We start from the raw sequence: 22944 nt of genomic DNA, 5'->3' as shown, positions 1-22944 counted from the left end.
ACTGTTCATACTTTTCACTGGTGTATTTAACTTCAAAACAGCTTCATTCCAATGCTTATCGGAATGGAGCTGTTTTAAAGTTGGCCTAAATTCAATTAACTTGCTTTAACGATCTTACCCGTTGCAATCGGCAAGGTAACGTGTTGATCGTACTTTTCATTCAAATTGCCCCCCGTTGACGCTGGTAACTTAAGTTCGTTTGGAACACCATGAACATAGATCACCCGCTTGTCTAACTCTAAATCGTCTGTGCCAAAGACTGTTTTAAACTGCGCTTTGAGATCTGCCAGTGACACGTCTTTTTCATATTTAAAATGCCCCTGACCATCAGAGACCGGATAGGAATCATTTGGAATATTCATTTCATGCGGTTTGGCATCAAATGGCACCATTGTCGTCCCTGACACAGCCTCAGTTTCAGGTAGGTCGACAACACCATCATGATTAATATCTTGAGCCATAGTAGCAACTTGTGCATCCTTACCATCTGGGAATCCATGAAAGTGTTCCCAATGTTGCATATTCTTTGGTGTATCAAACATTTCGATACTAATATGCAACACATCACCATCATTGATAAATTCCGCAGTTCCATGAGCTTTAGTACCAATTACTGCATCGTTTAACGGTTTAATATCAGCAACATACTTCTCAACCATATTAATTCCCCCATTTGTAATATTCTTGACAGGTTCACTTATTTCAAATTAACAGTAAAGGATTGTGCTCCACCAGAATCAAAGGACTAATCTTTATCAGCATTTGCTACCAAATTGATTATAACATCGTTAAGCTAAATAGTTAGTTTTTGAACACGCACTTTGGTTTAATTATAAATGCATTTTCTTAATAAAAAATGGTCTAACCCCTGTCGAATGCAGGAATCAGACCATTACCGTGAAACTTATTTAAATCTATCTAATTGGTTATAACATTTCACTACAACTCATTTTACCGCTGTTAAGAACACGCCTTTTTCATTCAATGTCAGATATACCGTTTAGCTGCCTGCTAATCTTGCTCCAAATACATTTGCCACGCTGTATCAAACACCGTCATGGACGGTAAGTAGCTGGCATTTTCTTCCAAATATTTTGATAAAGGTTCAAAACGGGTCTCCTGTTTTGGAAACGACTGATCATAAAAGGCATTATTGGCAAACTCAGCCACTGGTTCATAATCTTCAGGATTACGCTGCGTCATCAAAAATTGATAAAAACTTTGTCGCATTGATGATCACCCCTTTATGACTTCGGTTTTGGTACTAGCACCTTAAACTCAAATTGGCCTGCACCGTTCATATCGATCTTTTCGGCGCGATACTGCACGCCATTGGTTCTAAATTTCTGCAGGTTCATTGTAATCGTTTTTTGCTGAACGTCTAATTCGATCCAGCTGGGAACGTTATACTGTGAGCGAATGTAGCCTAAAACCGCACTAATTGGCACGTTTAATTGCCCGACAGCTAATTTTTTAGCGGTTAGCTGGACGTTACCGTTTGCTAAAACCTTAGGGGTTAGTGATAACCCAAAGTTCACTGGCAGTCCCAGTAATTTCGTTTGCCCCGTCAGGACCGCATCGTTGTGGACTGCAAACTGATAGTCAACCTTTTGCTGACTTTCATTTTGAAACTGCCCTAAATAATAAGCAGCCATTGCGTTGAACTGTTTTTTATCCAGCTTAACGTTAAAGCTAGCTGCAGTGGCGGGCGCACTGGTTTGCGTGATACTATTTTTAGGTGCAGAAAACAGCTTAACTGCCGTGGTTCCAGCACCAATTAATAACAGTGCAACCAGCACAATGAACGCCCATTTCCAGGGGTTCCTGCTCTTTTTAGTGACACCATGTTCTTGACGACTTTCTGTGTTCAAAACATCACCTCAAAATCTTTCATTACCGTTTTGGCCATTTAACGTTATTTTGAATCTCATGACTCAACCGAGTTGCCATCACATTATAACCCTTTTTATTGGGGTGAAAATGATCTTCGGTTGATAAATAAACGTTCTTTTCTTTGTTATTTTGAGTTTGAAGCAATTTTTCCACCGTGGCTGGGTTAATAAAGGCCTGATCATTTTGCTGATTTTCAGCCTTCAGTTTAGCCTGTGCGTTAGCTGATCGATACTGACCATACGTCAATGCTGACTTCACATCAACGAAATGGGTCTTGGATTGACTGTCAGCCACTTGGCGGTTAACTTGATTCCACTGATCAACCGCCGTACTGATCATTGTGGCGTTCGTAAAGTAAACGTACACCGGATTATAGATCCCAAATAAATAAACTTGCGCCCGGGGATTAACTTCATGCACGTCAGCCATCAATTGCGTCAGTTTCTGCTGGTACTCATTTTTCAGTGGTAACATTTTTTGCGTCATCTGTGCATCACTGTTTACTAAAATATTTTTCTCTAATCCCTGCAATAGATCGTTACCACCAGCCGTGACTGCGATCACATCTGCACGGCGTAAAGCACGGCGCAGCTTTTTATTCGTCTGCACCCGTCGATCGATCTGATCACTGCGCTGGCCGCCAATTCCAAAGTTAGCGGTCTTAGGCTTAACGTAGTAGTCTTGACGCAGTTGCTGTCTCAAAATCGGTAAGTAACCTTGATGATCATTGTCATAACCAATTCCCTGGGTCAGTGAATCGCCAACACCAACCACCTTGACCGATTTAAGGATGATCGGTCGTTTATTAGACGCACTGTCCGAACTTGGCTGATGCTGAAGCCAAAACCACCCGCCACCAATGATGACCACTATTAGGAGCAAAGCTGAAACCCATTTAAAAAATCGTTGCATATCAAAACTCCCTCATTAAATTAAGCGCGTACGCATTATTCCATAAACTGTTGATTCACCAGCTAAAATGACAAATGAGATGGCCATTGAGGTCATCTCATTCATTCTAAACGGCTAATTGCCGTTAGCGGACTAAATTTTAATTAAATTTCGCTTAATACTGCTAGTCATCAAAATAATAAACCAGCGCAAAGGCTCCTGGACCACCATGAGTCGCAATGATTGGTACCGTTTCGCGGACTAAAATATCGATGTTAGGAAACATGGGCTGGATATGTTTCAAGATATTATCCACCATGTCTTCAGCGTGAACATGTGAAATGCCAATGGCTTTAATATTGGGTGTGTTTTTCATTTGTTCATAGACCTTGTCGTAAAACCGATCAATGGTCTTCATGCCACGGCCCTTGGTCCGGATGTTCAAATTACCCTGACCCACTTGCAGCACGATCTTAATGTTCAGTAATGATGAAATGGCACCAGTCATTTTGTTGATCCGGCCACCCTTAACCAAGTTATTCAGCGTCATTACACCCATGTAGAGCCGGGTGTTGTCGGAAACTTTCTTCACTCGCGCCAAAATTTCATCAACTGAAGCACCCTTTTGGGCTAACTTAGCAGCTTCAATACACTGAAAGGCCAGTGCCCGATCAGTTGTGCCGCTATCAAAGACAGTGACGTCAGTCTTGGAGATCTTCGCTGCTTGTTCGGCGGTATGGATCGTCCCGCTGATAGATTCCATCATGTTGATGCAGATGACTGAACTACCATCGGCGCCTAGTTCATCAAAGACTTTAATGAAATCGCCTAATGGCGGCTGACTGGTCTTCGGGAATGCCTTGGAATGCTCCATTTTATTAATAAATTCATCATTAGTGATGGTATGGCGTTCAACATAAACCACATCATCGATCATGACCGTTAAAGGCACGATTGTAATATTGTACTTTTTTTCCTCTTCATCGGTTAATCCAGCTGAAGAATCAGTTACTATTTTGACAGTTGCCATGATTGATTTATAACCACGCTTTCTTCCCCATTGTAGGTGTTTTCATGCTACAATTATTTGCAGCGCATGAAAACTATTCGATAATAGTATAGCAGATGAACCAATGTGTAACAAGGCGCGAAAACGCTTGTAATCAGCTTATTTCATGACTATTAGCGATTCTTTCAGGCTTAAAATAATCCATTATTTCCGTCAAGGAGGGGTTCCATGATTCAATCGAAACACCTAAAACCTAAATCACAGTCTTCAAAAAGGTATCAGATCGTTAATGAAGTTCTCAACGCCGTTACCCATGGGATTGGTGTTGGTCTAAGCATTGCTGGCTTAGTGCTGCTGATCATTCGTGGGGTCCAAGAAGGCGGTGCCATGCGGATCACCACTTACGCGATCTACGGTGCCATCCTGGTAATCTTTTACTTGGCCTCAACGCTTTTTCACAGTCTGTATTTCACCCGTGCTAGCCATCTATTTCAGATCTTTGACCACTGTGCGATCTATTTACTGATTGCGGGTACCTATACGCCCTATTGCCTAGTAGTGATTAAAGGCACGTTAGGCTGGGTGATCTTCGGTGTGATCTGGGCCATGGCCGTTTTGGGTGTGATTTACAAATGCCTTTGGTTGGGTAAATTTCAGAAACTGTCCACCGTTATTTATGTGATCATGGGCTGGTTCTGTGTGCTGGGATTCAAACAGCTATTCGTCGGCCTAGGCCTTCATGGTTTCATGCTACTCGTTTTAGGTGGCGTTGCCTTTACCGTGGGTGCCGTGATCTATAGCTTTAAGGGGATTAAATTTGGCCACGTGATCTGGCATTTATTTGTCCTTTTAGGCACGATCCTAATGTACTTTTCAGTGCTGCTGTACGCTTAAAAATAACCTATCAAAAGGCGATAAATTCCTATTTTGAGGAGTTTGTCGCCTTTTTCTTTGACTAATTAACTTGTTGATTAACAACTAAACGGACTGAATAGCCGGCATCCTCTAACACTTGTTTAACGCCGTCGCCGGCTGTTTTATCCACGTGCATTTCAATCATGATCGAACCCAGGTTACGGGTAACAATCAACGTTTGAATATTAAAGCCGTTATCTGCCATGAGTTTGCCAATTTCATAAATGACACCCGTGCGGTCATGATCAATCATAACTTGCACCACGGTGGCATCCACAAAGTAATCTGTAATATCCAAGAACCCATCAAGAATATCATTCGTGGTAATGATTCCCACCACTTGGGCCCCATCCACGACCGGTAAAACACCAATATCGTGGTGACGCATCATCGAAATGGCATCCTCTAACTGAGCATCTTGGGAAATCGTTTTGACATCTTTTTCCATAATATCTGCCACGGTCATTTTATTTAAGAGGTAGTTAACTTCATAAATCGATAGACTAGTCGCTTTAGACGGTGACGCTGCGCGAATGATGCCTTCCGTTACGATTCCGACTAATTGGTCGCCATCAATCACTGGTAACCGGTGGATCTGATGGTCCTTCATCATATTAATAGCGATGTTGACCTTCGTTTCTGGTGAAACAGCGATGACCTTCGCTGTCATGTAATCTGCAACACTCATTATCTAACCTCCTAGGTATGCTTTTTGGACATCTTGATTAGCCAGCAGTTCCTGACCAGTGCCCGTCATCTTCACCTTGCCACTGGCCAGAACGTAGCCACGATCAGCAATCGACAATGCTTTTTTCGCGTTTTGTTCGATCAAAAGTACCGTGGTGTCCTGCTCTTTGATAGCCTTAACGATTTCAAAAATTTCGTTAATAAAAATCGGTGCTAACCCCATTGAAGGCTCGTCTAGCAGTAATAACTTGGGCTTAGACATCAGTGCCCGGCCCATGGCTAACATCTGCTGTTCACCACCGGATAACGTTGCCGCATCCTGATTGATCCGTTCCTTCAGTACTGGAAAACGGGCATACACCGTTTCAAAACTGTTAGTGATCTCAGCACGGTTATTTTGTAAAAAAGCGCCCATCTGCAGGTTCTCCCGCACAGACATACCGGCGAAAATATGCCGGCCTTCTGGCACTTGTGAGATCCCGGCTGCCACGATTTTCGGCGCCTTGTATTTTTGGATGGGGTTGTCCTCATAGGTGATCGTGCCGCTGACCGGCTTTAACAGCCCGGAAATCGTTTTTAGGATCGTTGTTTTACCAGCACCGTTAGCGCCGATCAAAGACACAATTTCGCCTTCATTGATGTGAAAACTAACGCCCTTCACTGCGTTGATCACACCGTAGTTCACGGCGAGATCTTTTACTTCAAGCATTGCCATAATTACGCCTCCTCGCCCAAGTAGGCTTTGATAACTGCCTTATTTTGCTGAATTTCCGTTGGAGTCCCTTCCGCTAGTAATGACCCATGATCCAACACGTAGATTCTCGAGGCTAGGTTCATGACCAGTGACATATCATGTTCAATCAGCAGTACGGTAATGTGAAAGTCCCGCTGAACTTGACGAATCAAGCGGGTCAAATCTGCCGTTTCTTCCGGATTCATTCCAGCAGCTGGTTCATCGAGAAACAGCACTTTCGGCTTCATGGCCAAGCCCCGAACGATCTCCAGGCGTCTTTGAATCCCATAGGGTAAGTTCTTGGCTAATTTATCCAAGTCATTCTGAAGCTCAAAGATTTTAAGCAGTTCAATAGCTTCTTTGCGGATCTGGCTCTCTGTTTTATAAAATCTTGGCAGTCGGAAAACCGATTGAAAAAAGTCTTCTTTATAGTGAGCGGTCATGGCAATCAATACATTATCCAAGACACTTAACTCCTTAAATAAACGGATGTTTTGAAACGTTCTGGCCATACCCAAGTTAGCGATTTTATAAGCCTTCATCCCGTTCAACGAAATAGTACCGTCAGTGCCGCGGAAAGTGATCGAACCAGAACTAGGCACGATCACGCCCGTTAACAGGTTAAACAGGGTGGTTTTCCCTGCTCCGTTTGGCCCAATCAGGGCAACCAGTTCGTCATCGTCGAGGTGCATATTAACATCGGAAACAGCCGTTAATCCGCCGAAATTCTTCACTAGATCTTCGACATTTAGTAAACTGGTCATGATTTAGCACCCACTTTCTTATTTTTACGATTAAAGAGTCGTTTAAATGACAGTTCCGTAGCACCCATGATGCCAGATGGCTTGAAGATCATGATCAGGATCAAGACCAAAGCGTAGATCACCATTCGCAGGGCACCGAAGTTTTGCAGTGCTGCGTCCACCACGCCTAGAATTCCAGCGGCGACGAAGCTACCCGTGATACTGCCAACCCCGCCAAGGACTACGATGATCAAAATGGCGATGGATTCCATGATGTTGAAATTACTTGGGGCAATGGTCTGCAGATAGGAGGCCTGCATGGAACCAGCCACGGCAGCCGTTGCCGCACCCAAAACGAACGCTGCCAGTTTCCATTTGAACACGTTGATGCCCATTGATTCAGCCGCAATTTCATCTTCTCTGACTGCTAAGGCAGCCCGGCCACCGCGACTATGAATAAAGTTCACGATAATAATCGTTGTCACACAGACCATGATGTAAACCACTGGCCAAGTGGCGAATTGGGGAATGTTGAACATACCGGATGGCCCGTTGGTAATTTTCAGATTATTGATGATGATCCGAATAATTTCGGCAGCACCCATCGTAGCAATCGCTAGATAATCACCGCGTAACCGCAGTGTGGGAATCCCCACAACTAAAGCTGCGATAATGGCGACGATGACTCCCACGATGATTGAGATATAAAAGGTACCAGCTGTGGGTGTTTTACTGATCATGATGGCTGTTGCATATGCCCCAACCGCCATGAAACCAGCGTGACCCAGTGAAAACTGACCGGCAAAGCCGATCACTAAGTTCAGACCAACCGCTAGAATAATATTGATGCCAATAGTGACCATCATATTTTCCAAAAATGAATTGATGATGCCAACTAAGATCAGCGTGTTCATCAAGTAAAAGCCAGCGACCATCAAAATGAGCCAGCAAAGATTGTATTTCCAATTTGCTTTCAAAATCATCACCTAGACCTTTTCTTTGACGTTTTTACCGAAGATTCCGGATGGCAATACCAGCAGGATAATGATCAAGACCAGATAAACCGCGGCATCCTTGTAGGCTGAAAGGCCAATCGATTGAACAGCTGTTTCCAGCAGACCGATCAAGAAACCACCCAGTGAAGCCCCTGGAACGGAACCGATCCCACCAACTACGGCAGCAACGAAGGCTTTGATACCGGGTGTCATTCCCATCAGTGGATCAATGGAGTTGTAGTACAGACCAATCAAGACACCGGCTGCGCCAGCCATTGATGAGCCTAATGCGAAGGTAAATGAAATCGTTTGGTTAATGTTGATACCAACTAATTCAGCAGCATCGGGATCAACTGAAACTGCCCGCATGGCCCGCCCCATTTTGGTTTTCTTGATGATCAGCTGCAACAGAATCATCAAGAGACAAGCAGTAACGAGAATCAAAATTTGAATATTGGATACCCGAACGCCCCACAGGTTGTAATTGACCTGCTTGATCACTTGAGGAAAGTCTCTGGTGTCAGCACCGTAGAGGTACGACATACCATTTTCCAGAAAATATGAAACGCCAATTGCGGTGATCAAAGCAGTGATCCGTGGTGCGTGGCGCAGTGGCCGGTAAGCGAAGTATTCGATGATCACACCGCTGGCCGCGCAGACGACCATTGCGGATAATAGAGCGAATATAAAATTAAAGTGCCAATAATTAATGGTGTAGTAGCCCCAAAAGGCGCCTAGCATGTAAATGTCACCATGCGCAAAGTTGATCAGTTTGATGATGCCGTAAACCATGGTGTAGCCCAGTGCCAGCAGCGCGTAGATACTGCCCAGCGACAGGCCGTTTATCAGTTGTTGAAAGAGTGTTGTCAAGGTGTCACCCTCCTTTATGTATTTAGCAAACCTACTAGGAAGCTCTCGTCAGCAAACAATTTGGCTTGTTCACGAGAGCCCCCAAGCAGGCAGCTCTTGATCAATTATTTAATTTGTGTCGAACCAACAACTTTACCATTGTTCAAATGTTCAACGGCAATTGGTTTGTTGGCATCATGCTTACCATCAATGCTGATCTTACCGGTAACACCGTTGAAGTCTTTGATGTTTGCGAGGCCCTTGGTAATCTTAACGGAGTTAGCTGACTTCTCATTTTCGATAGCTTGCTTGATCATGTAAGTTGAGTCATAAGCCAGGGCTGAGAAGGTTGGTGCGTCGGTGTGGTAACGCGCTTTGTAGGCGTTCATGAATTTAACTGCCACTGGATTTTGCTTAGCCACCGTTTGGGAGAATGGTGTGGTGTAGTAAATGTTAGAAGCATTCTTGGCACCGGCAATTTGGACCAGCTTAGCGTCTGCCATACCATCAGAACCAACGATTGGGACGTTCAACCCAATTTGTCTGGCTTGCTTGATGATCAGGCCGATTTCAGAGTAGTAACCTGGGGCGTAGATGGCATCAATCTTCTTGTTCTTAAAGTCTGTCAAAATGGCGTTGAAATCTTTGTCACCAGCTGAGAAGTACTGGGTGTCAACCACCTTACCCTTAAATTGCCGTTTGAATGACTTTGAAAGGCCAGTTCCATAATCGGTTGAGTTGTCACCAAGAACAGCAACCCGCTTAGCTTTCAAATTATTGTAAATGAACTTGGCGCCGGTACCGCCTTGGAAGTTGTTTTGGTAACATGCCCGGAAGACGTATGGCTGAACTTTGCCATCCTTTTGCAGAGTGAAGTTGGGATCAGTAGCGGATGGACTCAAGGCTGGAACTTTAGCTTTGGTTTCGTTGGGAATGGCTGCTGTTCCGGCATTGGTCGTGGCGGTCCCGATAATAGCGTTGACCTTATCGTTATTGACCAGTTGAGCGGCCACCGAAGCGGATGTACTGGTAGAAGTCTTATCATCCTTGATGATCAGCTTGATCTTTTTCTTTTTCCCGTTAACGTTTACGCCGCCCTTGCTGTTGATTTCTTTAGTGGCCATCTGAATCCCCTGTTTCATTTGGTTGCCGTAACCGCCAGCAGCACCGGAAAGCTCCATGTTGACCCCGATTTTGACGGTGTTGCCAGTTTGGTCATTACCCTGAGTGGTGGTTTTAGCAGTAGTACATCCTGCAAAAATTGCGGCTGACATTGCGATAGCGGCGAATCCTGTAATGCGTTTGATCGTTGATTTCTTCATAAATTTCTCCTGCTTTCCGAATATGTTTTATTTGATATGTATTGCTATAACTTGCCTGACTAGCTTCCCTCCCCGTGTCAAAGCAATAAAAAAGCCTCATTCAATTTAATGAATGAGGTCTAAAGTCAGAATTTGATCATCAAGCCCTCATCATTAAAATACATAAATAAGGGCTCAACTGAATTTAATTAGTAGGCTAAGCTACTAGCTAATCGTTGCGTCCTTGGATTTTAATAATAAGACTAAACTCTGACTTACAGAGGTTACGTTAAATTGTTGGTTGAATTGTTGAATGGCTGAATTTGTCATGTTGTGTAACCTCCTGTCAGAATTTTTTAACTTGGTGAATGCAATAACTATAATCATATTTTCATAATTCGTCAACTACTATTTTTATATTTTATTATTCTTTTTTCATGTTAAGAGCAGAATATAAGATATAAACGCCGTTATTACGGTATTATCTGACTGGAATATTTTATTTGAAAATAATGGTTATGTGAGAATATATTACAGTGTTTATGAGTAATTGTTAATGTACATAGATGGCTATGGCTAGTGATAATTTTTTCTTACACACCATATTTAAAAAATTCGTCCGTTTCCAGTACACTACGAAAACACAATTTTGTATCTAATACCCCCCATAAGCTCTGAATTTTCAGCTAATCATGGTAAACTAATATCACCAAATAACAAATTGCTGAGGTGTACTTATGCTGAAGAAAATCAAAGATGCGCTCACGATTCCACCATTTTTCATACCATTAGCTCTGTTCAACGTATTTGAAATCTGCTGCTTCTTTATTCCACAAACACATCACCTTCTCCGGGCCATGTTAATAATGGCAGGAGTGATTGCAATTCACTGGTATTATCGGGACTTTCTTGATTTGTAACAGACAACACCACAACAGATCAAATCTACTATCCAAAACACATTCCAAAGCAAAAAAGTCGAATTCCCAAAAAATCGGGAATTTGACTTTTATTTTCATGTTTTTACCAGTCATTAGTTTAACAACTTTAAATCAACGGCGCTGCCAGCGCTCAAAAATCATGCCATATTGATTTTTTTCATCAGGCTGATGAATTATAGACTCGACCAGTTCAAATTGATCATAGTCGATTTTTGGCATATAGGTGTCCGCTTTAAAGGTGTGCTGCACCCGCGTCCGCAATAATGTGTCAACGTAGGGCAGCAAACTTTTAAAGACCTTCGCCCCACCGCTGATAATCACTGTTTCCTCCGGATGCGTCCGTTCATAGGCCACTACCTCTGAAGCACTGTGCAGCACTTCGACACTGCTGGGATAATCAGTAGCAGTCCGGGTCGTCAAAACAATGTTTTTGCGATGCGGTAATGGCTTCTTATAGCTGGCAAACGTCCGACTGCCTGAAATCAGTGTTTTGCCGATCGTATGCTGTTTGAAAAAAGCCATATCAGCCGGTAAATGCCATGGTAATTGCCCTTTATGGCCAATCGCATGCTGGGTATCTTCGGCCCAAATAAATATCATGAGATCACTCCTAAACAGCAACGGGTGCTTTAATGGCTGGTGCCGGATGATAGTTGGTAATCTTGATATCATCCATGTCATAATCGAAAATGCTAGATTTATTCGGATTCAGTTGCAACTGCGGAGTCTCTGCTGGTTTCCGTGAGAGCTGCGTTTTCACTTGTTCAATATGGTTGCTGTAAATGTGGGCGTCACCTAGCGTATGGACAAAATCACCGGGCTTTAACCCCACTTCTTTAGCAATCAAATTCGTCAACAAAGCATAACTGGCAATGTTAAACGGCACACCCAAGAAAATATCAGCTGACCGCTGGTACAATTGGCAGCTTAGCTTACCGTCATTGACATAGAACTGAAACATCGTGTGACAAGGCGGAATGGCCATGCCCGGGATGTCTTCCGGATTCCATGCTGAAACGATCATTCGCCGTGAATCCGGGTGAGTGCGCAGCGTTTCTAAAACGTTGCTGATTTGGTCAATGGTATCGCCCTTGCTGGTCTTCCAAGCGCGCCATTGCGCCCCGTAAACGTTACCCAATGAGCCGTATTTAGCTGCAAAGGTATCATCTTCCACAATTCGTTTGCAGAAAACCTTTTTTTCTTGTTGATAGACTTTATTGAATGCTTCGTCAACTAAACAACGACGGCCAAAATCAGTCATATCTGGGCCATGGTAGTCATTGGATTCAGTAAAGTTTTTAAACGCCCATTCATCCCAGATGTGATTGTGGTGCTTCAACAAATACTGAATGTTGGTGTCGCCATGCAAGAACCACAGCAGTTCACTTTTAATTAAGCCAAAGGGTACCTTTTTAGTCGTGAGTAGTGGGAATCCCTGACTCAGATCAAAGCGCATCTGATAACCAAAGGTGCTAATGGTCCCAGTCCCTGTCCGGTCAGTTTTACGATGACCGTGTTCCAAAACATAGCGTTCCAAGTTTAAATATGCGTCTTCTAGCATTGTGGGCAGTCTCCTATTCCGCGTATTGACTTAAATAATCCCAGCGATCCATTTTTTGATCCAATTGATGATCGGTGGTTTCAAAGTCAGCCTGTAATGTAGCTAATTTATCATAATTATCACCATTTTTGGTCATTTGTGACTGCAAATCAGCCTTTTTCTTTTCTAAGGCATCAATTTCGTCTTCAATGCCGTCCCATTCCAGCTGCTCTTTATAAGTTAACTTAGTTTTAGCTTTTTTAGCTGGTGCTTCTGCTACTGGTGTTGGCTTAGCCGGTTCCTTTTTATGACTGGACTGAGCCTTTTTCTGAGTCGCAAGGTAATCTGTAAATAAACCACTGTACCGTTCAATTTGACCGTTGCCGTCAAAAATCAGCAACTTATCAGCCACCTTGTCGAGGAAGTAGCGGTCATGAGAAACGGTGATTACTGTCCCATTAAAATGCTTGATGTAGTCTTCCAGTACCGTCAGTGTTGAAATATCCAAATCATTAGTCGGTTCGTCCAAGAAGAGTACGTTAGGCTGTTCCATCAAGAGTTTCAATAAGTACAGCCGCCGTTTTTCACCACCGGATAGCTTTCGAATCAGCGTACCGTGCATGAAACTTGGAAACAGGAATTCTTCCAACAGTTCGGAAACGGAGATCGAATGGCCGCTTTTATCAGTGACGTTCGTTCCCACTTCGTTGAGGTAGCTAATGATCCGCTTATCTTCTGGGATTGGTTCCGTCCGTTGCGTGTAGTACGCCATCTTAACCGTTTCACCAATGGTCACAGTACCGGAATCAAGTGGCAGACGTTGTGCCATGACGTTTAACAGTGACGACTTTCCGGCGCCATTTTCACCGGAAATACCGATTCGGTCACCGGCCTGAACTAAGAGGTTAAAGTCTTTTAGCAAGACGTGATTATCTAACTTTAAATTAGCGTCCTTCACGTCAATGACTTGCTTGCCTAATCGAGTTTGACCTAGATCAATCGAAACGTCTTCTTCCGTGGGTGTCGTCCCCACTTGTTCCTTGATTTTATTAAACCGGTTGATCCGAGCTTGCTGCTTGGTTGTTCGAGCATGCGCGCCGGCCTTCATCCAAGCCAGTTCCTGCTTATAAAGTCGTTGCTGCTTATGATCAGCGGTGGCTTCCTGTTCAACTCGAGTGGCTTTTTGGCCAACATAGTCTTGGTAGTTACCATCGTAATTAAATAAGCGCCCAAAGGACAGCTCCCAGATGTGGTTAGCCACTTGGTCCAAGAAATAACGGTCATGGGTAACAACGACCAGCGCACCCTTGTAATTTGCTAAGTAATTCTCCAGCCAGTCAATGGAATCAAAGTCCAAATGGTTAGTTGGTTCGTCCAGTAATAACAGGTCTGGCGATTGAATCAAAACCTGTGCCAACCCGACCCGTTTACGCTGACCACCGGATAAAGTACCCATTTGCTGGGTCAGATCAGTAATGTGCAGCTGCGTCAAAATCGTTTTGACGTCACTTTCCGCAGTCCAGGCATCGGCTTCATTCATTTGTGCTTCAGCATCCATGTACTGCTGCTGTTTCTTCTTGTCTTCAGGATCCGTGCTGTAAGCTGCTAACGTATCTTCGTAGCGGCGAATAATTTTAAAGATCTTCTGCGATCCAGAAAAGACGGCGTCCATAATGGTCTGCTGATCGTTAAATTCGGGATCTTGCATTAAATAAGCAATGGAATACTCGTTTGGCGTAATGATCTCACCGTCGTACTGTGCCATTCCTGCTAAGGTATTCAGCAGACTAGTCTTGCCGCTACCGTTAGTTCCAATCAAACCAATTCGATCATTTTCATTAATAATGAAGTCGACCTTATCAAATAGTGTTTTTTCGCCATAAGTTCGGGTCAATCCTTCTGCTCTTAGTGTTTGCATTTGGTCACGCTTTCTCGTTTAGATAATTAATTGCTGCGGTCAATAAACCTACTTTTTGATTGTTTAATTGACCTTCAACAACTTGCCGTTCTAGATAATTTAACGCCTGGCCTAATTGCGGCCCAGGTTTAATACCCGCTGCCATAAGATCTTGGCCAGTGATGGCTAAAGCTCTTTTAGCATGGATCTGCAAGGCATCGTACTGTGCTAACAGATCTGCTGTTGGATACGTTGAATCTCCGAGCTGTCCAGCCACCTCATTAGCGATAGCAATCAGATCATGCCCTGTTTGATAAAGCGTCCAAGCATCAACCGTCTGGGTAGTAATTGCGTGGACGGCCTTAACTGCCACTTGAACATCATCGATCAACTGATTGGCTGATTTCCAGTCTTTTAGCAGTTGATTGACTTGTTTACTGGATAACTCAAAGGTGACTGCCAATAAAGTCCAAACCGCGGTCTCATTACTTAGACCGCTAGTTAACTGGCTCCGTAGTTGATTGAACTGGTCTTTATACGGCTCAAAGTCCGGACAATATTGGTATAAGCCCGTGTTCATGAACACGTCAAGCCCCTTCGCTGGCCAATTACCTAACAGCATTTTCACAAATTCAACGTGAATCCGTTCCACCGCAATTTTAGTCAGTAGACGGCCGTGGTGTTCAATTCCAGCAATGGTATCAGCATCAATATCAAAGTTGAGCTGACTGGCAAACCGAACCGCACGCATCATACGCAAGGCATCTTCGTTGAACCGCTTTTCGGGATCACCGACCGCGCGAATCCGGTGCTTTTTTAGATCACCTAAACCATCGAAATAGTCAATGATCGTCCCGTCTGTTTTTAATGCCAGCGCGTTGATCGTAAAATCGCGCCGGTTCAAATCTTCTTTCAACGATCTAACAAATTTGACCGAATCTGGCCGCCGGTAATCCTGATACCCGGATTCAGTTCTAAACGTGGTCGTCTCATACCCCGTCCCGTGATCTAAAATCATGACGGTACCATGTTCAATACCGGTATCCACCGTTCGTTTAAATAATGATTTAACCTCTTCCGGATAGGCACTAGTCGCAATGTCCACGTCATGAATCGGCAAATTCAGCAGGGTGTCGCGTACTGAACCACCGACATAGTAGGCTTCATAGCCTGCCGCTTCGATAGTGTCAATGATGGGCTGTGCTTTTACAAATTCTTCCGGTAATGTTTCAATTCTCATTTTGATCGACCCTTTTGTGTGAGTTATACTGCATTTCCAATCTTTAGCCTATTCAATTTTACCAGATATCCCTAAGTATAACCAACTGCACTTCAATTGAATATGCTATGATTATCAAGAGATTGATCTTTGCGGACAAGAGCCAAAGGATAAAAGAATTAGGGGGCTTTAACTTGACCAATAACGTTGAAGAAAAGATGCGTTTTATTGATTTACTGATGATTACTATTGGCTGTGCAGCTTACGCGTTTGCACTTATCAAGTTTAACATTGCTAATCAGTTAGCAGATGGTGGAATTAGTGGTGTGACGCTGATTTTAAAGGGCTTATTTAATTTTAATCCCGCCTATTCTACTATTTTGATCAATATTCCATTGATTTTATTCGGTTACCGGTTTTTAGGACGGCGGGCAATTATTTACACGCTTTACGGGACCGTCATGCTTTCAGTATTTTTATGGATCTGGCAACTGGTTCCCCTGAGCATTGATCTTCACCACGATCTATTCTTAGCTGCAATGGCTGCTGGCATTACCGGTGGCGCAGGCAGCGGTTTACTGTATCGCTATGGCGGAACCACTGGCGGAACCGATATCATCGCCCGTATTTTTGAACGCTTTCGGGGGATCCCAATGGGTCAGACTCTCCTCTGGTTAGATATTTTAGTCCTGGTGGTTTCCCTGGTTTACATCGACGTGCGCCACATGGCCTATACGATTCTTTATTCTTACGTTTTTTCGCGCCTAGTTAACTTCATCCTCAGTGGAACCTACGCTGCTAAGGGCGTGCTGATCATCAGTTCAAAATCACAGGAAATTATTGATCAGGTCATGACCGTCATGGAACGTGGGGTTAGCATTCTCCACGGTGAAGGCGGCTACTCACATAAAGACCGCCCTGTGCTGTACGTCGTTGTCAGCCCAAGCGAATTGCATGATCTGCAGATGATTGTTAGTGAACTTGATAAAACGGCTTTCATGACGATTTTTGACGTCAATGAAGCCATTGGTGAAGGTTTTACTTACGCTCGACCATCACATAATCTGTTCAAACACACTGGTTAGGGGTGTGTTTTTTGTTTTTATTAATTAAGTTAAAGTAACTTTTTATTATTTATTTTTATTAAAAAAGATCGCCATTTTAGCGACCTCTCTCTATTTGCTCTAAAAATCATTTTCCTGTTCATTTTCCAGCATTTCCGCCATTTCCATGTCATCAGGAACAACTTTGACGTAGGCGTTTAAGACTTTCATCATCAGTTCATGCTCACCCATTTCCCGGAAGAAGTAAACCGCGGGCTTCAAGAAGTCAGCCTGATCCATAAAGTACGGTACCGCTGCTTGATAGTAGCGATCTGCCTGCTCATATTTCTCCAATCGAGCATAGGACACCGCTAGATTCCAATACAGCTGCGGATCCAAATTATCCTGCCCCACGTAATCCGCCAAAAAGTCCACCGTTTCTTGAAAACGTTCCTGTTTGACGTAAAGGTTCGATAATTTAATGACAATGTCTAAATCGTCCGGGCTTAAATCATGACCCTTTTTAAGGTAGGTTTCCGTCAGTGATTCATTCTCTAACCTCGCTGCAATATCAGCCGCGTATGACCAGAGCTTCTCATTGTACTGATCGACCCCCAGCCCTTCTTGCAAGGCCTTCAATGCGTCTTCTAGCCGATTTTCAGCAACCAGTGCCTGTCCCAGATAAGGATAAAGGCTGGTGTACTGCGGATCGGACTCCTTGAGTTCTTCAAACAGTGAAATCGCCGGTTTATAGTCCTTTAACTGCAAGTAGGTAAAGGCCGTCTCAAACTTCACATCGGGGGTCATATCGCCCGAATGAATCTGCTTTAAGTAACCAATAGCCTGCTCAAAGCGACCTGCATTAGCGTATGCTACACCCAGTCGCTCTACTAGACTGACCGAACTGAATTCTGGAATCCCCTGCTTGACCAAATCAAGGTACAGCGGAATCGCTTTCTTGAATTCTCGCATGACAAAGTAAAGTTCCGCCAGCGCAAATTGAATGGCTGGTTCATCAGGAGCCAGACTTTGAGCTTCTAACAATTTTTGTTCACTGACTTCAAACAGTTCTTGCGTCTGGTACAGATCAGCCGCCACCATCAGTGAACGGACATAAGCTTCCGAACCTTTATGCACCTCACTTAACAGGTTTAAGGCCTCATCATTTTTATCATCGTCAATTAGTATGTCTGCCAGATTGACCCGAATATCATCTTCATCTGGATAACGATCCAACAGTTTTTCATAAATTCGTTTTGACTGGTTTAAAAACCCGAGTGAATAGAGTTCCTCTGCTAAGCTATAAAGGGTGTCATCATCATCATGACGCAAGGCACTGGCATAGGCTTTTTTAAATTCATCCAGTTGACCACGTTCTAGCTGGTCAAGGGCTTTTTGTGAGTAGCTCATTAAGATCCTCCGTTTCGTTAAATCGTGAACTTATATGTTAGCACTTTAGAAAGCGGTAAACAAGCATTCGCACCGACTGTTAGCTTGCTCACTCACACAAATAAAAAAGGCCAACCCCCTAAGGATTGGCCTCACCGTCAATAATAAATTATTTAACAGCGTCCTTCAAAGCTTTACCAGGTTTGAAAGCTGGTACTTTGCTTGCAGGAATTTGAATTTCTGCACCCGTTTGTGGGTTACGGCCCTTACGAGCTGCACGTTCGCGAACTTCGAAGTTACCAAAGCCGATCAATTGTACCTTTTCGCCCTTAGCCAAAGTTGCTTGAACTGAGTCAAATACTGCATCTACAGCTGCAGTTGCATCCTTCTTAGTTAAGCCGGTTGCAGCAGCAACATCGTTAACAAGTTGTGCTTTATTTGCCATGAATGATTCGCCTCCTTGGATAAAATATGATGAGTACAAGTTCATCTCACCTAGCCGATCAACAAGTCAATCAGGCCACTGAAATAATAACGGCGTTCCGTATCATTTCTGTTTCCAAGATAGCACACAAAGCCTATCATAGCAAGGTTTTTTGCGGTTTACGGACAATAATTATACCAAAAAACTAATTTTCGCCGTATAAATCCGAAAAATGAGCGTAATCCTAGCCCAATCAAGGCTTAGGCTACTTTCGGTGACGTTCGATCAGATGAATTGGCGTCCCGGTAAAATCAAAGTGTTCCCGGATCTGATTTTCCAAATAACGCTCGTATGAAAAATGCATCAGATCTGGATCATTGACAAACAACACGAAAGTTGGTGGCTGAATAGCAACCTGAGTCGCGTAATAGACTCGCAGTCGGCGTCCATTATCATTGGGCGTTGGGTTCATGGCAATCGCATCCATGATCACTTCGTTCAGTGTTGATGACTTAATCCGCTTAGTATGGTTAGTGGCCACCGTCTTGATCATCCCTGGCAGTTCTTTTAACCGTTGATGAGTCTTCGCAGACACGAACACAATTGGTGCATAAGCAAGGTACTGGAACTCTTCTCTTACGTGCACTTCAAAATCGTGCAGCGTCTGGTTATTTTTCTTCAGGGTGTCCCATTTGTTCACCACAATGATGATCCCGCGGCCAGCCTCATGGGCATATCCAGCAACCTTCTTATCTTGCTCACGAATACCCTCTTCGGCATTGAGCACAAACAAAACCACGTCCGAATTATCAATGGCTTTCATGGCGCGCATCGCACTGTACCGTTCCGTGTTTTCATAAACTTTTCCACGTTTACGGATCCCAGCTGTATCAACCATGGTGTATTCAGTTGAATCGGCAACGAACTTGGTATCGATTGCGTCACGGGTAGTCCCTGCTATTTCAGAAACGATCACCCGGTTTTCACCCAGTAAAGCGTTCACTAAGGAAGATTTACCCACATTAGGCCGCCCAATCAGACTAAACCGAATGGAATCATCTTTAACTTCACCAGTTTTATCTGGGAAGGCCTTAATAGCTGCATCCAATAAATCACCAAGACCTAAGCCGTGAACTCCTGAAATCGGATATGGATCGCCGAATCCTAATGAATAAAAGTCGTAGATTTCTTGACGTAATTCCGGATTATCAGCCTTATTAACGGCTAGGACCACTGGCTTATTGGCACGATAAAGAATCTGAGCAACTTTATCATCAGCGTCAGTAACCCCTTCTTTGACTGAAACAACAAACACAATCACATCGGCTTCATCGATTGCCACCTCAGCTTGTTGCGTGATTTGTTTGATAAAGGGTTCATCACCCATGTCGATCCCACCAGTATCGATCAAACTAAAAGTAGTTCCCAGCCATTCAGCGTGCGCGTAGATACGATCACGAGTCACCCCAGGGGTATCTTCAACAATGGAAATTCGATCACCGGCGATCCGGTTGAAAATGGTTGATTTACCCGTATTAGGACGGCCCACGATAGCAATTGTTGGCATACTCATACAACATCCCTCTTTTCTGTTCTTGGATAGTAACGGTCTAATCACAACAAAAATGTCATTTTGAAACTGGCATTCCGTTTCAAAATGACATTTTAATTAATTTAAAGAAAATCTGTGTTTTGAAACATTGTATCGATTACTTGTTATCTGAATCAGCTTTCTTTTGCGCGTTCTTCAATTGATCGCCAACCAAATCACCTAACGTAAAGCCTTCATCGTCATCGTCAGTTGACATCTGAGTAGGTGCGGCTTGTTTTCTTGGTGCACGCTGTTGCTTCTTTGGTTGTTCATGACGTTCTTCACTACCAGCAGGCTTTTCCTTTAAAGCCTTAATTGAAAGTGCCAAACGGTGAGCTTCTGGGTGAACTTCCAAAACCTTGACTTTAACAGTTTCACCAGTTGATAAGACATCATTTGGTGTTGCAATGTGTTCGTGAGCAATTTGTGAAATATGAACCAGACCTTCAACGCCTGGGAATACTTCAACAAAGGCACCGAAGCTCGTCAAACGCTTAACAGTTCCTTCAAGTACGGAACCTTCAGGAGCCTTTTCTTCAATACCGTCCCATGGTTCTGGTAAGGTTTGCTTGATTGAAAGTGAGATCCGGTTACGGTCTGGATCAACTGATAAGACCTTGACCTTAACTTCTTGGCCGACCTTCAAAACATCAGAAGGCTTTTCAACCCGTTCGTAAGCAATTTCAGAAACGTGAACCAACCCGTCAACACCGCCAAGATCAACAAAGGCACCAAAGCTAGTCAAACGAGCAACTTTACCGGTAACTGTCTCGCCGGCCTTAAGGGTACTCATGATTTCTTCACGCTTAGCAGCCTTTTCTTGTTCAACCAAAGCACGGTGTGACAAGATCAAACGGTTTTCACTAGGTTCGATTTCAATAATCTTAAAGGTTAACGTCTGACCCTTAAATTGATTCAGATCTTCAACGAAGTGATCACTGATCATTGAAGCAGGTACGAAGCCACGAACACCTGCATCAACCACTAAGCCACCTTTAACCACTTGGGTAACGGGTGCTTCAATGGTTTCACCGGCTTCGTACTTCTTTTGGATTTCGTCCCAAACTTTACGGGCTTCAAGACGACGAACAGATAATAAGTAACTGCCGCCTTCCTTATCGCTACCAATCTTTGAGATAACAACTAAATCAAGGGTGTCACCAACCTTAACGACATCATTGATATCTGAAACTGGTTTTGTTGAAAGTTCCTTTTGTGGTACAACACCTTCGATACCGGTACCTTCGATACCCACGATGGCTTGTTTGTCATCGTCAATGGCTAATACCTCAGCCTTAACGACATCACCAACTTTCACCGTTTCAATGCTATTTAAAGCATTTAACAAATCATTGTCATCATTACTATTGTTTTCACTCATACGACCTTTTCCTCCTTGCGACAACTCTAACTTATATTTTATCCGAAAATTAACATAAATACCAGTAGCATGACCAAGTTTTATGTAAATTCTTGTTGTTTTTTAGTAATTATGGCACTTATCTGGTCAACCACCTCATCAATTGACAATGAAGTGGTGTCCAAACGAACCGCATCCGCTGCTTGTGTCAGCGGTGAGATTGCCCGCGTGGAATCTTTGTGATCCCGCGTTTGAATCTCATCGCGAAGCACATCCATGGGGGTATGAATCCCCTTTTCAGCATTATCCTTAAACCGCCGCTGGGCCCGTTCTTCAACGCTAGCCACTAAAAAGATCTTAACTTCGGCTTTTGGCAATACCGACGTGCCAATATCGCGACCGTCCATCACGATGCCGCCCGCTTCAGCAATCTTGCGCTGACGTTCCGTTAAATCAGCCCGCACCGTGCCTTGGGCGGCTACTGTGGAAACCTGATTAGTCACGTCCGGCTGACGAATTGCCATGGTAACTTCCTGACCATCAAGAAAAACTAATTGTTCGGGATTTCCCGGTTTAAACGCAATCTCAGTTGTCTTCAGCATTTCTGCTAAAGCCACTGGATCATCTAGCGCCACGTTTTGCTGCATCGCCTTTAGCGTGACTGTGCGGTACATGGCACCAGTATCACAGTAAACGTAACGAAATCGGTGCGCAATTTTTTTGGCGACCGTACTCTTACCAGCAGAGGCTGGTCCATCAATTGCAACTTGCAACTCTTTTTTTGCCATTCTGTCCACCTGTATCAACTTATTTGACGCGTAATCTTTGTCCTGGGCGTAGCGTCTGCCCCGATAAACCACCATTCAATTGTTTCAGCCGCTCAACGGAGATCCCGTTATTCACAGCCACGCGATAGATACCTTGACCCTGGCCAACGGTCGCGTACTTTGAGCCGGAACCTGACGTCGAACTTGCTGCCTGCTGCGAAGTCGTCGACTGGGCAGCGGGTTTAGCGTGCGTAGTCGGCTGCTTAACAGTTGCTGATTCACTTGTCCGTTGGGTCTGTGAAGAAGTCGTCACTGCAGAAGTTGCTTTTGAAGAACTACTCTCACTAGTCTTGGAGCTGGCATTGGCATCAGCGGCAGTAGCCTTTTTTTCAGAAGCCGATGAAGCCGGCTTTTTGGAGACCGATTTAGCAGCTTTTTTACGGTGCGGCTGACTGACTGAACTCGTTTTTTCACTAGCAACGCTCATCGAGTTATCAGGCTTATTCATTGCACTTTGACGTGCCAGGCCGTAAATCAAAGAGCCTACCGCAATCAAAATAATAATGGCCACTAAGATAATCGTGACTAACCGATTATTGTGACTTTGTTTATGACGCTTAGTCCGTGACAAATTGCCTTGGTCATCCCGATCGTCCCCAAACGATTGATCCCAAGGTTTTGTTTCGGATGAGTGATCGTCCTTTTTTGGATCCATCATGTAACCTCCTCAAAAACTTTCATTACGAATTGTACCATA

The 22944-nt window shown here is 43.8% G+C and carries 23 protein-coding genes; 2 read left to right on the top strand and 21 right to left on the bottom strand.

Annotation, left to right across the window (positions count from 1 at the left end; translation table 11 throughout):
• Window positions 1–95 precede the first annotated feature (95 nt).
• The 5 genes from FFM73_RS02145 to fakB all read right to left on the bottom strand — a co-directional run bounded on the left by FFM73_RS02145 (window position 96) and on the right by fakB (window position 3814).
• Window positions 96–659, bottom strand: coding sequence for a hypothetical protein (locus FFM73_RS02145; RefSeq protein ID WP_137630144.1), 564 nt, complete (start codon window positions 657–659; stop codon window positions 96–98).
• A 352-nt stretch (window positions 660–1011) separates the two neighbouring features.
• Complete coding sequence (locus FFM73_RS02140; RefSeq protein WP_137630143.1) at window positions 1012–1230, bottom strand: YozE family protein; 219 nt, start codon at window positions 1228–1230, stop codon at window positions 1012–1014.
• 14 nt (window positions 1231–1244) lie between these two features.
• Complete coding sequence (locus FFM73_RS02135) at window positions 1245–1871, bottom strand: YpmS family protein (RefSeq protein WP_137630142.1); 627 nt, start codon at window positions 1869–1871, stop codon at window positions 1245–1247.
• Between the two features lie 22 nt (window positions 1872–1893).
• Window positions 1894–2805: a GDSL-type esterase/lipase family protein gene (locus tag FFM73_RS02130; RefSeq protein WP_137630141.1), complete on the bottom strand. Its 912-nt coding sequence runs from the start codon at window positions 2803–2805 to the stop codon at window positions 1894–1896.
• Between the two features lie 163 nt (window positions 2806–2968).
• Window positions 2969–3814: a DegV family protein gene (fakB, locus tag FFM73_RS02125; RefSeq protein WP_137630140.1), complete on the bottom strand. Its 846-nt coding sequence runs from the start codon at window positions 3812–3814 to the stop codon at window positions 2969–2971.
• Window positions 3815–4021: 207 nt separating this feature from the next.
• Here fakB and trhA point away from each other — a divergent pair, with 207 nt between their 5' ends.
• A complete protein-coding gene (trhA, locus tag FFM73_RS02120; RefSeq protein WP_137630139.1) occupies window positions 4022–4687 on the top strand; it encodes a PAQR family membrane homeostasis protein TrhA in 666 nt (221 codons plus the stop codon).
• A 61-nt stretch (window positions 4688–4748) separates the two neighbouring features.
• Here trhA and FFM73_RS02115 read toward each other — a convergent pair whose 3' ends face one another.
• The 10 genes from FFM73_RS02115 to FFM73_RS02070 form a co-directional block, all read right to left on the bottom strand.
• Window positions 4749–5396, bottom strand: coding sequence for a CBS domain-containing protein (locus tag FFM73_RS02115; RefSeq protein ID WP_137630138.1), 648 nt, complete (start codon window positions 5394–5396; stop codon window positions 4749–4751).
• A gap of 3 nt (window positions 5397–5399) precedes the next feature.
• Window positions 5400–6110, bottom strand: coding sequence for an ABC transporter ATP-binding protein (locus FFM73_RS02110; RefSeq protein WP_137630137.1), 711 nt, complete (start codon window positions 6108–6110; stop codon window positions 5400–5402).
• A gap of 2 nt (window positions 6111–6112) precedes the next feature.
• Window positions 6113–6892, bottom strand: coding sequence for an ABC transporter ATP-binding protein (locus FFM73_RS02105; RefSeq protein ID WP_137630136.1), 780 nt, complete (start codon window positions 6890–6892; stop codon window positions 6113–6115).
• Window positions 6889–7848, bottom strand: coding sequence for a branched-chain amino acid ABC transporter permease (locus FFM73_RS02100; RefSeq protein WP_137630166.1), 960 nt, complete (start codon window positions 7846–7848; stop codon window positions 6889–6891). The genes FFM73_RS02105 and FFM73_RS02100 overlap by 4 nt, the downstream gene beginning before the upstream one ends.
• A 9-nt stretch (window positions 7849–7857) precedes the next feature.
• Entirely contained in the window at window positions 7858–8736 is an 879-nt protein-coding gene (locus FFM73_RS02095) for a branched-chain amino acid ABC transporter permease (RefSeq protein WP_137630135.1), read from the bottom strand.
• Between the two features lie 104 nt (window positions 8737–8840).
• Window positions 8841–10037, bottom strand: a complete 1197-nt coding sequence (locus FFM73_RS02090) for an ABC transporter substrate-binding protein (protein WP_137630134.1) — start codon at window positions 10035–10037, stop codon at window positions 8841–8843.
• Between the two features lie 1031 nt (window positions 10038–11068).
• Entirely contained in the window at window positions 11069–11557 is a 489-nt protein-coding gene (locus FFM73_RS02085) for a dihydrofolate reductase (RefSeq protein ID WP_235874427.1), read from the bottom strand.
• Between the two features lie 10 nt (window positions 11558–11567).
• Window positions 11568–12518, bottom strand: a complete 951-nt coding sequence (locus FFM73_RS02080; RefSeq protein WP_137630133.1) for a thymidylate synthase — start codon at window positions 12516–12518, stop codon at window positions 11568–11570.
• Window positions 12519–12531: 13 nt separating this feature from the next.
• Window positions 12532–14415, bottom strand: coding sequence for an ABC-F family ATP-binding cassette domain-containing protein (locus FFM73_RS02075; RefSeq protein ID WP_137630132.1), 1884 nt, complete (start codon window positions 14413–14415; stop codon window positions 12532–12534).
• Window positions 14416–14419: 4 nt separating this feature from the next.
• On the bottom strand, window positions 14420–15634 hold the full coding sequence (locus FFM73_RS02070) for a CCA tRNA nucleotidyltransferase (protein ID WP_137630131.1): 1215 nt from the start codon (window positions 15632–15634) through the stop codon (window positions 14420–14422).
• A gap of 173 nt (window positions 15635–15807) precedes the next feature.
• Here FFM73_RS02070 and FFM73_RS02065 point away from each other — a divergent pair, with 173 nt between their 5' ends.
• Window positions 15808–16698, top strand: a complete 891-nt coding sequence (locus FFM73_RS02065; protein ID WP_373278622.1) for a YitT family protein — start codon at window positions 15808–15810, stop codon at window positions 16696–16698.
• 99 nt (window positions 16699–16797) lie between these two features.
• On the opposite strand, the gene FFM73_RS02060 is transcribed toward FFM73_RS02065, so the two are convergent.
• From FFM73_RS02060 to FFM73_RS02035, 6 genes are all read right to left on the bottom strand, one after another.
• Window positions 16798–18066 carry a tetratricopeptide repeat protein gene (locus tag FFM73_RS02060; RefSeq protein ID WP_137630129.1) on the bottom strand — a complete coding sequence of 423 codons (1269 nt, stop codon included), beginning with the start codon at window positions 18064–18066 and terminating at the stop codon, window positions 16798–16800.
• Between the two features lie 148 nt (window positions 18067–18214).
• Window positions 18215–18490 (bottom strand): non-specific DNA-binding protein Hbs, encoded by a 276-nt coding sequence (hbs, locus tag FFM73_RS02055; protein ID WP_054655222.1) that lies wholly within the window; start codon window positions 18488–18490, stop codon window positions 18215–18217.
• Window positions 18491–18734: 244 nt separating this feature from the next.
• Window positions 18735–20042, bottom strand: a complete 1308-nt coding sequence (der, locus tag FFM73_RS02050) for a ribosome biogenesis GTPase Der (protein ID WP_137630128.1) — start codon at window positions 20040–20042, stop codon at window positions 18735–18737.
• A 136-nt stretch (window positions 20043–20178) separates the two neighbouring features.
• Window positions 20179–21441, bottom strand: coding sequence for a 30S ribosomal protein S1 (gene rpsA, locus FFM73_RS02045; RefSeq protein ID WP_137630127.1), 1263 nt, complete (start codon window positions 21439–21441; stop codon window positions 20179–20181).
• An 80-nt stretch (window positions 21442–21521) separates the two neighbouring features.
• Window positions 21522–22208, bottom strand: a complete 687-nt coding sequence (gene cmk, locus FFM73_RS02040; protein WP_137630126.1) for a (d)CMP kinase — start codon at window positions 22206–22208, stop codon at window positions 21522–21524.
• 19 nt (window positions 22209–22227) lie between these two features.
• On the bottom strand, window positions 22228–22902 hold the full coding sequence (locus FFM73_RS02035; protein ID WP_137630125.1) for an SAG1386/EF1546 family surface-associated protein: 675 nt from the start codon (window positions 22900–22902) through the stop codon (window positions 22228–22230).
• Window positions 22903–22944 lie beyond the last annotated feature (42 nt).

The sequence above is a fragment of the Secundilactobacillus hailunensis genome, from assembly GCF_005405185.1.
Taxonomy (GTDB): domain Bacteria; phylum Bacillota; class Bacilli; order Lactobacillales; family Lactobacillaceae; genus Secundilactobacillus; species Secundilactobacillus hailunensis.
Note: the sequence above shows the minus strand (reverse complement) of the source record. Positions and strands in the feature narration are given on the sequence as shown.

Excerpts from the sequence above, each read along its gene's own strand:
- FFM73_RS02145 (WP_137630144.1), bottom strand. The coding sequence starts at position 659 with ATGGTTGAGAAGTATGTTGCTGATATTAAACCGTTAAACGATGCAGTA.
- FFM73_RS02140 (WP_137630143.1), bottom strand. The coding sequence starts at position 1,230 with ATGCGACAAAGTTTTTATCAATTTTTGATGACGCAGCGTAATCCTGAA.
- FFM73_RS02130 (WP_137630141.1), bottom strand. The coding sequence starts at position 2,805 with ATGCAACGATTTTTTAAATGGGTTTCAGCTTTGCTCCTAATAGTGGTC.
- fakB (WP_137630140.1), bottom strand. The coding sequence starts at position 3,814 with ATGGCAACTGTCAAAATAGTAACTGATTCTTCAGCTGGATTAACCGAT.
- trhA (WP_137630139.1), top strand. The coding sequence starts at position 4,022 with ATGATTCAATCGAAACACCTAAAACCTAAATCACAGTCTTCAAAAAGG.
- FFM73_RS02115 (WP_137630138.1), bottom strand. The coding sequence starts at position 5,396 with ATGAGTGTTGCAGATTACATGACAGCGAAGGTCATCGCTGTTTCACCA.
- FFM73_RS02110 (WP_137630137.1), bottom strand. The coding sequence starts at position 6,110 with ATGGCAATGCTTGAAGTAAAAGATCTCGCCGTGAACTACGGTGTGATC.
- FFM73_RS02105 (WP_137630136.1), bottom strand. The coding sequence starts at position 6,892 with ATGACCAGTTTACTAAATGTCGAAGATCTAGTGAAGAATTTCGGCGGA.
- FFM73_RS02090 (WP_137630134.1), bottom strand. The coding sequence starts at position 10,037 with ATGAAGAAATCAACGATCAAACGCATTACAGGATTCGCCGCTATCGCA.
- FFM73_RS02085 (WP_235874427.1), bottom strand. The coding sequence starts at position 11,557 with ATGATATTTATTTGGGCCGAAGATACCCAGCATGCGATTGGCCATAAA.
- FFM73_RS02080 (WP_137630133.1), bottom strand. The coding sequence starts at position 12,518 with ATGCTAGAAGACGCATATTTAAACTTGGAACGCTATGTTTTGGAACAC.
- FFM73_RS02075 (WP_137630132.1), bottom strand. The coding sequence starts at position 14,415 with ATGCAAACACTAAGAGCAGAAGGATTGACCCGAACTTATGGCGAAAAA.
- FFM73_RS02070 (WP_137630131.1), bottom strand. The coding sequence starts at position 15,634 with ATGAGAATTGAAACATTACCGGAAGAATTTGTAAAAGCACAGCCCATC.
- FFM73_RS02060 (WP_137630129.1), bottom strand. The coding sequence starts at position 18,066 with ATGAGCTACTCACAAAAAGCCCTTGACCAGCTAGAACGTGGTCAACTG.
- hbs (WP_054655222.1), bottom strand. The coding sequence starts at position 18,490 with ATGGCAAATAAAGCACAACTTGTTAACGATGTTGCTGCTGCAACCGGC.
- der (WP_137630128.1), bottom strand. The coding sequence starts at position 20,042 with ATGAGTATGCCAACAATTGCTATCGTGGGCCGTCCTAATACGGGTAAA.
- rpsA (WP_137630127.1), bottom strand. The coding sequence starts at position 21,441 with ATGAGTGAAAACAATAGTAATGATGACAATGATTTGTTAAATGCTTTA.
- cmk (WP_137630126.1), bottom strand. The coding sequence starts at position 22,208 with ATGGCAAAAAAAGAGTTGCAAGTTGCAATTGATGGACCAGCCTCTGCT.
- FFM73_RS02035 (WP_137630125.1), bottom strand. The coding sequence starts at position 22,902 with ATGGATCCAAAAAAGGACGATCACTCATCCGAAACAAAACCTTGGGAT.